Here is a 13269-nt window from a genome sequence, read left to right on the forward strand (position 1 = left end):
GGGGGGAGCTGCCCGACGCGCTGATCAGGCTAGCAGTCAAGCCGGTACGAAAGTGCGCTCACGACGCGCCCGATGCACCCTGCATCCATCGTGGCGTGTCGCAGCGGAGCGCGACGGCGGACCCGCTGTGCGCACCGGGTGCCCGCACAGCCGGTTGTAGGAGACTGGCGGCGTGACCGCCGCCAGCAGCGCTCCCTCCCCGGATCAGCACACCCCGCCGTCGGTCGACGCCGCACGCATCGAACGCGCCCTGTTCGAGATCAAGCGGGTCATCGTCGGGCAGGACCGGCTGGTCGAGCGGATGCTGGTGGGCCTGCTGTCCCGCGGGCACGTGCTGCTCGAGGGCGTGCCGGGCGTGGCCAAGACCCTCGCCGTCGAGACGCTCGCCCGGGTCGTCGGCGGCAGGTTCGCCCGGCTGCAGTTCACCCCCGACCTGGTCCCGGCGGACATCATCGGCACCCGGATCTACAAGGCCGGGCAGGACGCCTTCGACACCGAGCTCGGCCCGGTGTTCGCCAACTTCGTGCTCGCCGACGAGATCAACCGGGCCCCGGCGAAGGTGCAGTCCGCGCTGCTGGAGGTGATGGCCGAGCGGCAGGTCTCGATCGGCGGGGTCACCCACCCGCTGCCCGACCCCTTCCTGGTGCTCGCCACGCAGAACCCCATCGAGAACGAGGGCGTCTACCCGCTCCCCGAGGCGCAGCGCGACCGCTTCCTGCTCAAGGTGCTCGTCGACTACCCGAGCCCCGAGGAGGAGCGGGAGATCATCTACCGGATGGGCTCGGTGCCCCCGGTGGCCGAGCCGGTCCTCGGCCCCGACGACGTGCGACGGCTGCAGCGGACCGCCTCGGAGGTCTTCGTGCACCACGCGCTGGTCGACTACGTCGTGCGCCTCGTCGTCGCCACCCGCGCCCCCCGGGAGCACGGCATGCCGGACGTCGCCGGCTGGGTGTCCTACGGCGCCAGCCCGCGCGCCTCGCTCGGCCTCATCGCGGCCAGCCGGTCGCTCGCGCTGATCCGCGGCCGCGACTACGTGCTGCCCCAGGACGTCCTGGACGTGACCGCCGACGTGCTACGGCACCGGCTGGTGCTCTCCTACGACGCGTTGGCCGACGGGGTGCCGGCCGACCACGTCGTCAAGCGGATCGTGCAGAGCGTGCCGCTGCCGCAGGTCACGCCGCGGCAGCGGGCCGACGGCTACGGGCCGGGTTCACCCGGTGGGCCGGTCGCCCCGTTCCCGGCCGGCCCCGGCGGCTGGCAGCCGCCCGGCCTCCCGATGCCGGCTCCCCAGTACGGGGCCGGGCCGGGTGGGCAGTCGGACGGCGGCCGGGCCGACGGCGGCCCGGGTCCGCAACGGGTGTGACCGGGCACCCCTCCCCGCCGCCGGGCGCGCCGCCGCACTTCGGCAGCGGCGGCCCGGCCGCCGAGGCGCTGCTCCGCAAGCTCGAGCTCACCGTCCGCCGCCGGCTGGACGGGCTGCTGCAAGGCGACCACCTGGGCCTCGTGCCGGGTTCGGGCAGCGAGGCCGGCGACGCCCGCGCCTACCACCCGGGCGACGACGTCCGCCGGATGGACTGGCCGGTCACCGCGCGCACGCAGGTCCCGCACGTGCGGGAGACCATCGCCGACCGGGAGCTGGAGACCTGGGCGGTCGTCGACCTGTCCGCGAGCCTGGACTTCGGCACCGCCGGGTGCGAGAAGCGGGACCTCGCCGTCGCCGGGCTCGCCGCGGTCGGCCACCTCACCGTGCGCGGCGGCAACCGGCTGGGCGCGATCGTCACCACCGGCGAGCGGGTCGACCGCTACCCGGCGACGGCCGGCCGGCTGGCCGCCGACCGGCTGCTGCGCTCCGTCGTCGCCACGCCCCGCGCGGGCGGTGGACGGCGCGGGGACCTGGCCGCCGCGCTGGAGCTGCTGCGCCGCCCACCGCGGCGCCGCGGGCTGGTCGTGGTGATCTCCGACTTCCTCGGCGACGCCGACTGGGAGCGGCCGCTGCGCGGGCTGGGCGCGCGGCACGAGCTGCTCGCCATCGAGGTGCTCGACCCGCGGGAGCTGGAGCTGACCGACGTCGGGCTGCTCACCGTGGTCGACCCGGAGAGCGGGCAGACGCTGGAGGTGCCGACCGGGGACGCCGCGTTCCGCCGCCGCTTCGCCGAGGGCGCCGCCGCCCAGCGCGCGGAGATCGCCGCCGCGCTGCGCCGGGCGGGTGCCGCGCACCTGCGGCTGCGCACCGACCGGGACTGGCTGGCCGACGTCGTCCGCTTCGTCGCCGACCGCCGGCGCGCCGGCACCGGAGGAGCCTCCCGATGACCTTCCAGTCCCCGTGGTGGCTGCTCGCCCTGCTGGCGGTGGTCGCGCTCGTGGCGCTGTACGTGCTGCTGCAGCTGCGGCGGGCCCGCTACGCGGCGCGGTTCACCAACGTGGCGCTGCTGGGCTCGCTGGTGCCGAAGCGGGCCGGCTGGCGGCGGCACGTGGCCTTCGGGCTCGTGGCGCTGGGTCTCGCCGTCCTCGTCGCCTCGCTGGCCGCGCCGAGCACCGAGGTGCGGGTCCCGCGGGACCGCGCCACGGTGATCATGGCGGTGGACGTGTCCCTGTCCATGCAGGCCACGGACGTCGAACCCGACCGGTTCGCGGCGATGCAGATCGCGGCCAAGCAGTTCGTCGGCGTGCTGCCTGCCCGGATCAACCTGGGGCTGGTCTCCTTCGCCGGCACCGCCACCACGCTGGTCACCCCGACCACCGACCGGGACCAGGTGAGCACCGCGATCGACAACCTGGAGCTGGCCGAGGCGACCGCCATCGGTGACGCCGTCTTCACCTCGCTCACCGCCATCGCGAACTTCCAGTCCAGCCTCGAGTCCGACGGGCAGGCGGCGCCGCCGGCCCGGATCGTGCTGCTGTCCGACGGGTACAGCACCGTTGGCCGGGACGCGACGCAGGCGATCGACGCGGCCAACGGCGCGGAGGTGCCGGTCTCGACGATCGCCTTCGGCACCGACTACGGCACCCTGGACCTCAACGGGGAGACCGTGCCGGTGCCGGTGGACCGGGCGACGCTGGAGCAGATCGCCGAGGAGACCGGCGGCAGCTACAGCGAGGCGGCCAGCCAGCAGGAGCTGGAGGAGGTCTACGAGGACCTCGGCAGCCAGATCGGCTACACCACCGAGCCCCAGGACATCAGCCCGTGGTTCGTCCGCGGCGGCCTGCTGTTCGCCTTCCTCGGCATCGTCGCCTCGCTGCTGTGGACGTCCCGCCTGCTGTAGCCCCGGCCCGGAGCGGTTCCGGCACCGTGCCGTTCACCGGGACCGCCATCCGGGTGCCCGCGCCTCCTAGCCTCCATCCCGTGCTGTTCACGGTGGCGTCGGCCCACCTGCTGGCGATGGAGGCGCACGAGGGTCAGGTGGACGAGCACGGCCGCGACTACTACCTGTACCGGCTGCTCCCGCTCGCCGAGTCGGCCGTGCCGTACGGCGTCCTCGCCGAGATGGCGGCCGTTCTGCACCGCGTCATCGAGGACACCCGTGACCACCCCGACGTGACCCGCCGCTACGACGTCGACCGGCTGCGCGCCCTGGACGTGCCCGAGGAGGTCGTCCAGGCGATCGACGCGGTCACCCGGCGGCCGGGCGAGCGCTACCTCGGCGGGGTCATCCAGCGCTCGGCCGCCGACCGGCTGGGCCGGCTCGTCGCGCTGCTGGACAACAAGCGGGAGCTCGACCAGACCCTGGTCCTGGCCCGGACCGACCCGGACCGGGCCCGCAGCCTCCGCGAGGGCCGCTACCTCCCGGCCCGGCGGATCCTGCTCAAGGCCGAGGCGGCCGACGGGCACCGCATCCTGGCCTGAGCGGCCGGGGCCGTCAGCGGCGGGGGTCGAGGACGAGCTTGCCGGTGGAGCGGCGGGCGAGCAGGTCCTGGTGCGCCTCGCGGACGGCGGACAGCGGGTACTGCCCGCCCGCGACCGGCCGGAGGGCGCCCTCGGCCACGAGCGGCAGCAGCTCGCCGATCGCCTCGTCCAGCATCTTCGGGCGACTGAAGCAGTGGGCGAGCCAGAACCCGAGAACGGCCCGGCTGGTGCCCATGAGCGCGTGGGGGTCGACCGGCTTCGGGGGCACGCGGCCGGCGGTGCCGTAGGCGACGAGCCGACCGAACGGGGCCAGCGCGGACAGCGAGCCGTCGAAGACGTTGCCGCCGGTCATCTCCAGGACGACGTCGACCTTCCGGCCGCCGTTGGCCTCGCGCAGCGCGGCGGTGAACTGCTTCGGGTCGTCGTCGGCGAGGGCCGGGTCGACGGTGGCGTCCGCGCCGAGCTCCTCGGCGAGGGCCCGCTTCTCCGCGCTCGAGGCGGTGGCGATCACCCGGCCGGCGCCCCAGCGCTGGGCGAGCTGGACGGCGAGGGAGCCGACGCCGCCGGCGCCGGCTATGACGACGACGGACTCGCCGGGGGAGAGGTGCGCGCTGGTGCGGAGCAGGTGCCAGGCGGTCGTGCCCTGCAGGACGACGGCGAGCGCCTGGTCATCGGTCACGCCGTCGGGCACCGGCCAGGTCAGCCGCGGGGACGCCGCCACCTTCTGCGCGTAGCCGCCGCCGGCGAGCAGGCCGACCACCCGCGGGCCGCCGTCCGCCGGCATGCCGACGAACTCGGCTCCCGGGACCAGCGGCAGCTCCTGCGGGGCCAGGTAGCTGTTCTCGGTCTGGTGCGTGTCGGCGAAGTTGATGCCGGCGGCGCTGACGTCGTAGAGCTGCTGGCCCTCGCCGGGGACGGGGTCGGGCAGGTCGACGACGTCGAGGACCTCGGGTCCGCCGAAGCGGGTGATCTGCACGGCACGCATGTGCCTGAGGCTAGGTGAACGACCGCATCGAGCTGTGTGTCCGGCCACCGCAGCGCCGTGGCGGGAGGGACCGACCCCGCGCCAGTCGACCCGGTTCGGGAGGGGCGGTCAGGTTGCGTCAGCGGCCTGGGTCCGTGTCTCGAGTCGTCGGGAGGATCCGGGCCGTCCCCTCACCTCGTAGCCGGCCGAGGGTAGGGCTACGCGATCGCTTCCAGCGCGACAGCGGTCCCCGTCACGTCGATGCCGCTCGAGATGTCGGCGGGGATGCCGACCTCCAGCACCCCGGGGCGTCCCATGTCGGCGCCCTGGAACACCGTGACCGTGGTGGGCACGCCGACGTGCCCACCCTCGCGCAGGTATCCGCCGAAGGCCGCGGCGGCTGCACCGGTGGCCGGATCCTCCACGACCCCGCCCGGCGGGAAGGGATTGCGAGCGTGGAAGGTGGTGGGGCCCTCGCGCCACACGAGGTCCACCGTGGTCCACCCACGCGCGTCCATGAGGGCGGCGAGGGCATCGAAGTCGTAGTCCAGCGCACGCAGCCGGTCGCGGGTCGCGGCGGCGAGCACGGGGTGCCAGGCCCCCGCGTAGGCCACCCGCGGCGGCAGTGCCGGGTCGAGATCGGAGTGCGACCACCGCAGCGCGACGAGCAGGTCGCGGAGGTCGTCGTCCCCGAGGTCGACCGTCCGTGGCGCAACGCTGGTGAGCGTCGCCCGGACGGTTCCGTCGTCCGCCGTCCCTGCGACGACGTCGACCTCGCCGGCGGGAGTGTCCAAGCGCAGCCGGCCCGGGCCGTGCCGCTGTGCCCAGGCCACGGCCGAGGCGATGGTGGCGTGCCCGCAGAAGCTGACCTCGGCCCGCGGGCTGAAGTAGCGGACGGCGAAGCGGTCCTCCCGCGGCTCGAGGAACGCGGTCTCGGAGAACCCGACCTCGGTGGCGGTCGCGAGCATCTGCTCGGTGGTCATCCCGCGGGCGTCGAGCACCACGCCCGCCGGATTGCCGCCGTCCGTGGTGGCGCTGAAGGCGGTGTACCACAGGACCTGGGGCTCGGGTGTGCTCGTCACCGGAGTGCTCCTCCCGGGCTGGCGACGTCGTGACGGAACTCGATCCAGTACTCGATGATGCGATCGTCCTCGACCCGGTAGCGCGCCCCGCCGTGCTCGACGACACGGCCGGTCTGCCGCCACGACGCCTCCACCAGGTCGCCGCACGCAGTCAGGTGGAGCACCTGTAAGGTCCACGGCCCGACCGAGGAGAGCATCTCGCGCACGTGCCGGACGTGCTGATCGGGGTCGCGGACCGCCGCTGTGCGTTTCGCGCCGGGCCGTCCCTGGCGGGCGACGACCCAGCGGGCGAGGTGGTCGTGGACGCGCTCGGGCCGTTCTCCGGAGCGGACGTCCAGCAGGAAGCCCAGGACGACCTCCTCGGGCGAGCGGCTCACCGAGCTCCCCCGCTCAGAACTTGGCCGCGAGCCGCCGGGCGTCCTCGTGCGCCCGCTCACGGCCGGCCGCGGCGTCCTCAGTGGCCAGGTTGGGTCGGAACTGCACCTCCGCGATCTCGCGGACGCCTGCCCACTGCAGCCAGTCGCGGAGGAAGGGGGACTGGAAGTCCGAGCCGAAGGACGCCGGCCGGCTCGGGCCGTACACCGCGCTGGTCAGCAGGAGGACCGCCTTCTTGCCGCGCAGCAGGCCGGTGTAGCCGGCCACCGGGTCGAAGCCGAACACCATGCCCGGCTGGCTCACCACGTCGATGAACTGCTTGAGGATGTAGGGAACACCGGCATTCCACATCGGCACGCTGAAGACGTACTTGTCCGCGGCGTCGAAGCGCTCGAACGTGGTGCGCGCAGCGTTCCACGCCTCGGCCTCGGGGCCCGCAGGAACGCCACCCCCGAAGATCGTCATCTTCGCGCCGGCGGCAGCCGGGCCGAATTGCGGCAGCGTGCCGTCCCACAGGTCGAACCGCTCGACGGTGTCGAGCGGGTTCAGCTCCCGGTAGGTCTCCAGGAACGTCGATGCCAGGGCGAGCGACTCGGACCGTGCTCCGCGCGGGGAGGCGGAGATGTGCAGGAGGCGGGACATGGGAACTCCTCGGATCGTGCGCGGCCCCTCGCCGCGTCCGTGGAGACCGTCGGTCCGAGGGCTGTCGCCGTCCTGTTGCGCCGGTGTCGCGGGCGGCCGCCGGAGCGGTAACTTCGCGGCCGTCGTCGTCATCCCACGCGTCGAACGGGGCCGGTCGGTGTCGCTGCTGGTGCTGGGGCCGCTGGAGGTGGCGCACGCCGGGCGGTCCCACCCCGTGCGCCGCGGCCGACCCCGCCGCCTCCTGCTGGCGCTGCTCGTGCGTCGCGGCGACGCCGTGCCCCGGGACGTCCTCATCGACCAGCTGTGGGGAGACGAGCCGCCGGTCAACGCCGACAACGCTCTGCACCTGCTGATCTCCTACCTGCGCCGCGCGCTGGCCGACACGGACGTGAAGGTCGACCGCACGCCCTCCGGATACCGGCTCGTGGTACCGCGAGACGGCGTGGACATGTTCCGCTTCGAAGACCTGGCGCGGGCCGCCACCGCGGCCTCGATGAACGCAGCCCAGCAGCTGCGGTTCGCCGCGGAGGCGCTCGCGCTCTGGCGTGGCCCGGCACTGAGCGAGGCGGCCGACGACGCATTCGCCCAGGGGGAGATCACCCGGCTCGACGAGCTCCGCCTCCAGGCCCACGAGGCGCGGGCCGCCGGCCTCCTGGCGCTCGGGCGGCACGACGAGGCGCTGGCCGACCTCGCCCAGCTCGTCCGCGAGCATCCCTTCCGCGAGCGGCTGCACGGCCAGTTCGCCCTCGCGCTGTACCGGTCCGGACGACAGGCCGACGCGCTCCGGGCGTTGGAGGCCACCCGAGCGGCGCTCGTCGACGAACTCGGCCTCGACCCCAGCCCGGCGCTGCAGACGCTCGAGCGGCAGATTCTGCGTCAGGACCCCGCGCTCGACCCGCCACCGGCCGCCGAGCCGGACCCCGTCGCCGACGTCGCGCCGCCGGGGATCCCGGCGGCGCCGTCGGGCTCGCCGGAGCTCCCGGTGCCGCTGACCCCCCTGATCGGGCGGGAGGAGGAAGCCGCCGGGGTGCGCCGGCTGCTGGCCGGCCACCGGATGGTCACCGTGACCGGTCCGGGCGGCGTGGGCAAGACCCGGCTCGCCGTGGAGGCGGTGCAGGGGCGGGACGGCGTCGTGTGGTGGGCCGATCTCGCGACCGTCGCACGTGGACCTGGCGTCGGGATGGCTCTCGCCACAGCCGCGGGCACGGGATTGGCCACCGGCGATGCCGTCTCGGAGCTCCGCCGCTGGATCGGCAGCCGGGAGGTGCTGCTCGTCCTCGACACGTGCGAGCACGTGGCTGAGGACCTCAACGGGCTGCTCGCGCCGCTGCTCGCCGGCTGCCGGGGGCTGCGCGTCCTGGCGACGAGCCGGCGCCCGCTGGGCGTGCCGGGCGAGATGACGTGGCCGGTGCCGCCCCTCGCCCTGCCGGACGCGATGCGGCTGTTCCACGAGCGCGCGGCCGCGGTACGCCCTGCCCTGGTGCTGGACGAGGGCACTGCCCGCGACGTCGCCACGGTCTGCCGGCTGCTCGATGGTCTCCCGCTGGCGATCGAGCTGGCCGCGGCCCATGCCGCTGCGCTCAGTCCCGCGAAGATCGCCGGCGTCCTGGGCGACCGCATGCGACTGCTCGGTGGCGGCTCCGGCACGCCCGCCCGCCATGCTGGCCTCCGGGCAGCCGTCGAGTGGAGCTACGACCTGCTGGCCGACGAGGAGGCGGTGTTCCTGAACCGGTTGTCCGTCTTCGCCGGCCCCTTCTCCCTGGAGGCCGGGGTGGAGGTTGCCGGAGCGGGTCTGCGGACCGATGGCCTCCGGCTGCTGGTGGGTCTGGTCCGGCAGTCCCTGGTGTCGCCGACCGACGACGACCACTTCCGGTTGCTGGACACGATCCGGGCCTACGCCGCCGACCGCCTGGCGACGCAGCCGGACGAGGTTCGAGCCGCAGGGGACCGCCACGCCCGGTGGTACGCCGCGTTCGCCGAGGAGGCCGACCGCAACATCCGCGGTGCCGATCAGGCGGGCTGGTTCGCCGAACTGCGCACCGCCTCGGCCGACCTGCGCACGGCGCTGCGGCACTGCCTGGACGGACCCCCGCCTCGGCCCACCCTGGGCGCTCAGCTGGTCTGCTCGCTGTCGTGGTTCTGGTCCTACGAAGGGTCGTTCGCCGAGGCTCGGCGGTGGATCGCGGAGGCGCGGGCCGCCGGAACGCACGGCGCCCGCATCGACGCCTCGCTGCACCTCGCGACCGGCATGCATGCGGAGTCCATGGGTGAGCTGGGCACGGCCGAGGAGGAGTGCCGGCGCGCGGCGGCCGGCTTCGCCGCCATCGACGACGTCCGGGGCGAGGCCCGGAGCTTGCTGCACCTCGGGACGGCCACGTGGGCACTGGGCCGGCTGGACGAAGCGGCCGACGCCCAGGACAGGGCGGTCACCTTGTTCCGCTCGGTCGCCCACGACAGCGGGACCGGTCTGGGACTGGTGCTGCGCGCCCGTACCGCGCTGGACCACGGGGAGACCGAGCTGGCAGGGCAGCTGCTGGTCGACGCGCGGCACGTGCTGCGCCGCGTGGGCGACCAGCACCTCGTCGGCCTGTGCCTCGAGCAGCTCGCCCGTACCCACCTGGCCGCCGGGCATCCGACGGAGGCCGCCGCGCCGGCACGGGAGAGCCTCGAGATCTTCGAGTCGGCCGGCTATCCCGAAGGCGTCACGGCGGCCCTGCAGACGCTGGGCCAGGTCCACCTGGCCGGCGGCGACCCGGTCACTGCCCTGAGCCTCTACCGCAGGGCGGCCGACACCGCCCGCGAGCTGGGCCAGCCGACGGCACTCGCCGAGAGCGTGGAACTGCTCGCCGAGGCGCTGCTCACCGACGACGCCGTGCGCGCGGCGCAGCTCCTCGGTCGTGCCGAGCAGCTGCGGATCGAGGTCGGTGCACCGCGCACGCGGCTCCAGCTGCGCCGACTCGACCGCTGGTCCCCTCGGCTGCGGCGCGCTCTGGGTGATCGGTACGAGGCCGCTGTCGCGGAGGGGCGTCAGCGATCGGTCGAGGAGTTGCTGGACGGGACCTGCGACCGCTGACCGCCGGTCGGCTCCGCCCGACCCGCGACCCGCGGCAGCTGCACCGCCGGACCGGCGGCCGCTGCCGCGAGGGCGGATCCCGCGACGCCTGCACCGACGGCACCCACCGACGGACTTCGGGACGGCCTCGCTGCCCGGTCCCTCGCCATCGACCCACCGGGGTCGCTGTTGCGAAACCGTGGCAATAGGCTGTCTACCCGGTGGGCCGGTCCACGTCCCACGGCCGCCGTGGGGGAGTTCCGCTGGTCACCCATCGCACTGCCTCCGGCCGCCCGGTCTGCGCCGCCCGCCCGATGCGGCTGCGCGCGCCGATCCGGGAGGTCCTGGTGGCCGACGAGTCGGTGAGCGCGCTGGATGCAGGGGGCGGCTGAAGATGGTGCGCTCGCTGCGGGAGGCCATCCAGCGCGTCGCGCCGCTGGTCGTCCCGCACGGCCCCGGTGTGGTCTCCGGGCTGTGCTCCGTCGTCGTGGTGCTGGCCCGGGGACGGATCGTCGACAGCGGCCCGGACGGCGAGGTGGTCACCGCACCCGGGAGCGCGCCCGGGCGGGCGCTGGTCGCCGCCGGGCCGCGGCTGGTGCTGTCGTGAGCTGGACCCCGCTCGTGCTCTTCCGCCGGCTCCCTCCGGTGCCGCGCCTGCTGCTCGCCTCCGAGCTCGCGTTCAACATCGGCTTCTACCTGGTGGTGCCCTTCCTCGCGGTCCATCTGACCCAGGACCTGGCACTGGCTGGCAGCGTCGTCGGGCTGGTGCTCGGGGTGCGGACGTTCAGCCAGCAGGGGTTGTTCTTCCTCGGCGGCGGACTGGCCGACCGGTTCGGGGTCAAGCCGGTGGTGGTCGTGGGTGTGACCGTCCGGATCGTGGGCTTCGCCGTGCTCGCGCTGACCACCTCGCTGGCCGGCGTGCTCGCCGGGACGGTGCTGGTGGGGTTCGCCGCCGCGTTGTTCTCCCCGGCGGTGGAGTCGGCACTCGCCGCCCAGGGCAGCGCGCTCGAGGCCGCCGGCGTGGCCACCCGTGCGGAGGTGTTCGGGCTCGACGCGATCGCCAGCCGGCTCGGCTCGGTCACCGGGCCGGTGCTCGGGGCGGTGCTGCTGGCAGTGCCCTTCGCGGTCACCTGCTGGGTGGCCGCCGGCGTCTTCGGTCTGGTCCTGCTCGCCCATGTGCGCTGGCTCCCGGGCGACGTGCGCACCGAGGGCGCCCTCGAGGGCGGCGTACGGGAGAGCGTGATGGCGGGGTGGGGCCACGTGCTGCGCAACCGCACGTTCCTCGCCTTCACCGCCTGCTACTGCACCTACCTGCTCAGCTACAACCAGCTGTACCTGGCCCTCCCCGTCGAGCTGACCCGGGCGACCGGCAGCCAGGGAGCCCTGGGCTGGCTGTTCGTCCTGGCCGCGATCTCCGTGGTGGTGTGCCAACTGCGGATCACCGCCCGCGCCCGGCGGGCGGGTCCCCGCCGGGCGCTCCCGTTCGGCTTCGGGCTGATGGCGGCCTCGTTCGCGCTGGTGGCCGTCTGCGCTCCGCTCGCGCCGCCACCGGGGCCCTGGGCGCTCGCTCCGGCGGTGGGCATGGTGCTGCTGCTCTGCCTCGGGCAGATGGTCGCCGTCCCGATGGCCCAGGACCTCGTTCCTCGCCTCGCCGGCGAACGGCGGCTGGGCGCGCACTTCGGATTCCTGGCCTCGGCCGGTGGCCTGGCGGTGCTCGTGGGCAGCACGGGCATCGGTGCGCTGCTGGACCGCGCCGCGCAGCCGGGACCGGCTGCAGCGCTGCCGTGGCTGGTGCTGGCCGTCCTGCCCGCGCTCTCGGCGGTCGGGCTGTGGCTGATCACCCGCCGCATCGACCGCGCGCCGGGCGCCGTCCCCAGCGGTGCCGGCCGTGCCCGCCGAGGAGCCCGCCAACCGGTGACCGCCCGCCCTGGCCGCCCGTCCGGCCTGCGCGCCGGCCCGGGGCCCGGTACACGGGTTCACGGCCTGCTGCGGGCACCGATGCCGGGGGTGGGGACCACGTCCTGCCCGGCGCCTGGGGCGGCCCGGCCTCCTCGGCAGCGGCCCAGCCCATGATGAGTTAGGTTAGCCAAAGCTCAAGCACCCGGGCGTCCACTGCGACTCAGCATGTCGACGCGCCGGTTCCTGGCGAGCAGCACCTGACCCACACGAAGGAACGACGCACATGAGCACGTCCACTCGACGGTTGCGGGTCGCGGCCGTCGCACTGGCCTCCGCTTGCGCCCTCACCGCCTGCGGCGCCTCCGAGCCGGTGGGGCCGGCGACCCCCGACGGGGGCGTGGGCGAGGGCGAGGGCGTCACGGAATACCCGCTGGTGATCGACAACTGCGGCACGGAGTTGACCATCGACGCCCCGCCGCAGCGTGTGGTGTCCCTCGACCAGGGCTCCACCGAGATCCTCCTGTCCCTCGGGCTCGGGGACCGCGTCGTCGGAACCGCCTCGTGGACCGACCCGGTGCTGCCCGACCTGGCCCAGGCCAACGAGTCCGTCCCGCGGCTGGCCGACAACGCGCCCGGCTACGAGGCGGTCCTCGGTACCGATCCGGACCTGGTCACCGCCTCCTTCGGTCGGCACTACGCCACCGGTGGGGTCGCCGAACGTGCCCGGTTCGCCGAGACCGGCATCGAGCCGTACCTCTCGCCCACCGACTGCGAGGACGGCCAGAGCATCAACGGCGGTGGCACGCGTACCCGGCTGCTGGAGATCGACTCGCTGTACCAGGAGATCCGCGAGCTCGCCCAGGCCTTCGACGTGCCCTCCCGCGGGGACGAGCTGATCGCCGAGCTGCAGGAGCGTGCCGCAGCGGCGACTGCCCGGATCGATCAGCGCGACGTCACGATGGCGTTCTGGTTCGCCGACACCAAGAGCCCCTACGTGGCCGGCGGCTTCGGCTCCGCAAGCCTGCTCGCCACCACGGTGGGGGCGTCCAACGTCTTCGCCGACCTGGACGAGGACTGGCCGGCCGTGGGCTGGGAGACCGTCGTCGAGCGGGACCCGGACGTGCTCGTGCTGGGTGACCTCCTGCGCGACCGGTTCCCGGGTGACCGTCTGGAGGACAAGAAGGCGTTCCTGGCTGCCGATCCGCTCACCAGCACCATGGAGGCGGTCCGCGGCGAGCGGTACATCGCTCTGCACGGCGCGGAGATGAACCCGTCCATCCGCTTCGTCGACGGACTGGAGAAGCTCGCCGACGGACTCGAGCAGCTCGGGACCGCGTCCTGAGCGCAGGGTCGGCCCTCGCCGGCACGCGCCACGTCGGCACGGGCGACGCCGGTACGGGTCGGCGCCGAC

General features: G+C 74.5%; 13 protein-coding genes. 9 read left to right on the forward strand and 4 right to left on the reverse strand.

Annotated elements, in window-relative coordinates; translation table 11 throughout:
- Positions 1–238 precede the first annotated feature (238 nt).
- The 4 genes from HL189_RS13945 to HL189_RS13960 all read left to right on the forward strand — a co-directional run bounded on the left by HL189_RS13945 (position 239) and on the right by HL189_RS13960 (position 3844).
- A complete protein-coding gene (locus HL189_RS13945; protein ID WP_369134366.1) occupies positions 239–1363 on the forward strand; it encodes an AAA family ATPase in 1125 nt (374 codons plus the stop codon).
- Positions 1360–2310 carry a DUF58 domain-containing protein gene (locus HL189_RS13950; RefSeq protein WP_369134308.1) on the forward strand — a complete coding sequence of 317 codons (951 nt, stop codon included), beginning with the start codon at positions 1360–1362 and terminating at the stop codon, positions 2308–2310. Before HL189_RS13945 ends, HL189_RS13950 begins: the two co-directional genes overlap by 4 nt.
- Positions 2307–3263, forward strand: a complete 957-nt coding sequence (locus tag HL189_RS13955) for a VWA domain-containing protein (RefSeq protein ID WP_369134309.1) — start codon at positions 2307–2309, stop codon at positions 3261–3263. The genes HL189_RS13950 and HL189_RS13955 overlap by 4 nt, the downstream gene beginning before the upstream one ends.
- Positions 3264–3343: 80 nt before the next feature.
- Positions 3344–3844, forward strand: a complete 501-nt coding sequence (locus tag HL189_RS13960) for a phosphohydrolase (RefSeq protein ID WP_369134310.1) — start codon at positions 3344–3346, stop codon at positions 3842–3844.
- Between the two features lie 13 nt (positions 3845–3857).
- On the opposite strand, the gene HL189_RS13965 is transcribed toward HL189_RS13960, so the two are convergent.
- The 4 genes from HL189_RS13965 to HL189_RS13980 form a co-directional block, all read right to left on the reverse strand.
- Positions 3858–4829 (reverse strand): zinc-binding alcohol dehydrogenase family protein, encoded by a 972-nt coding sequence (locus tag HL189_RS13965; RefSeq protein ID WP_369134311.1) that lies wholly within the window; start codon positions 4827–4829, stop codon positions 3858–3860.
- 197 nt (positions 4830–5026) lie between these two features.
- Positions 5027–5890 carry a PhzF family phenazine biosynthesis protein gene (locus tag HL189_RS13970; RefSeq protein WP_369134312.1) on the reverse strand — a complete coding sequence of 288 codons (864 nt, stop codon included), beginning with the start codon at positions 5888–5890 and terminating at the stop codon, positions 5027–5029.
- Positions 5887–6267 carry a nuclear transport factor 2 family protein gene (locus HL189_RS13975; RefSeq protein ID WP_369134313.1) on the reverse strand — a complete coding sequence of 127 codons (381 nt, stop codon included), beginning with the start codon at positions 6265–6267 and terminating at the stop codon, positions 5887–5889. The genes HL189_RS13970 and HL189_RS13975 overlap by 4 nt, the downstream gene beginning before the upstream one ends.
- A gap of 13 nt (positions 6268–6280) precedes the next feature.
- Complete coding sequence (locus HL189_RS13980; protein WP_369134314.1) at positions 6281–6907, reverse strand: FMN-dependent NADH-azoreductase; 627 nt, start codon at positions 6905–6907, stop codon at positions 6281–6283.
- A gap of 157 nt (positions 6908–7064) precedes the next feature.
- Here HL189_RS13980 and HL189_RS13985 point away from each other — a divergent pair, with 157 nt between their 5' ends.
- The 5 genes from HL189_RS13985 to HL189_RS14005 all read left to right on the forward strand — a co-directional run bounded on the left by HL189_RS13985 (position 7065) and on the right by HL189_RS14005 (position 13200).
- Positions 7065–9980 carry a BTAD domain-containing putative transcriptional regulator gene (locus tag HL189_RS13985; RefSeq protein ID WP_369134315.1) on the forward strand — a complete coding sequence of 972 codons (2916 nt, stop codon included), beginning with the start codon at positions 7065–7067 and terminating at the stop codon, positions 9978–9980.
- Positions 9981–10180: 200 nt separating this feature from the next.
- Positions 10181–10351: a hypothetical protein gene (locus HL189_RS13990; RefSeq protein ID WP_369134316.1), complete on the forward strand. Its 171-nt coding sequence runs from the start codon at positions 10181–10183 to the stop codon at positions 10349–10351.
- A gap of 2 nt (positions 10352–10353) precedes the next feature.
- Positions 10354–10566: a hypothetical protein gene (locus HL189_RS13995; protein WP_369134317.1), complete on the forward strand. Its 213-nt coding sequence runs from the start codon at positions 10354–10356 to the stop codon at positions 10564–10566.
- Positions 10563–12032: an MFS transporter gene (locus HL189_RS14000; protein ID WP_369134318.1), complete on the forward strand. Its 1470-nt coding sequence runs from the start codon at positions 10563–10565 to the stop codon at positions 12030–12032. Before HL189_RS13995 ends, HL189_RS14000 begins: the two co-directional genes overlap by 4 nt.
- A gap of 109 nt (positions 12033–12141) precedes the next feature.
- Positions 12142–13200 carry an ABC transporter substrate-binding protein gene (locus HL189_RS14005; protein WP_369134319.1) on the forward strand — a complete coding sequence of 353 codons (1059 nt, stop codon included), beginning with the start codon at positions 12142–12144 and terminating at the stop codon, positions 13198–13200.
- The last annotated feature ends 69 nt before the right edge of the window (positions 13201–13269 follow it).

The sequence above is a fragment of the Modestobacter sp. I12A-02662 genome, assembly GCF_041028325.1.
Lineage (GTDB): Bacteria > Actinomycetota > Actinomycetes > Mycobacteriales > Geodermatophilaceae > Modestobacter.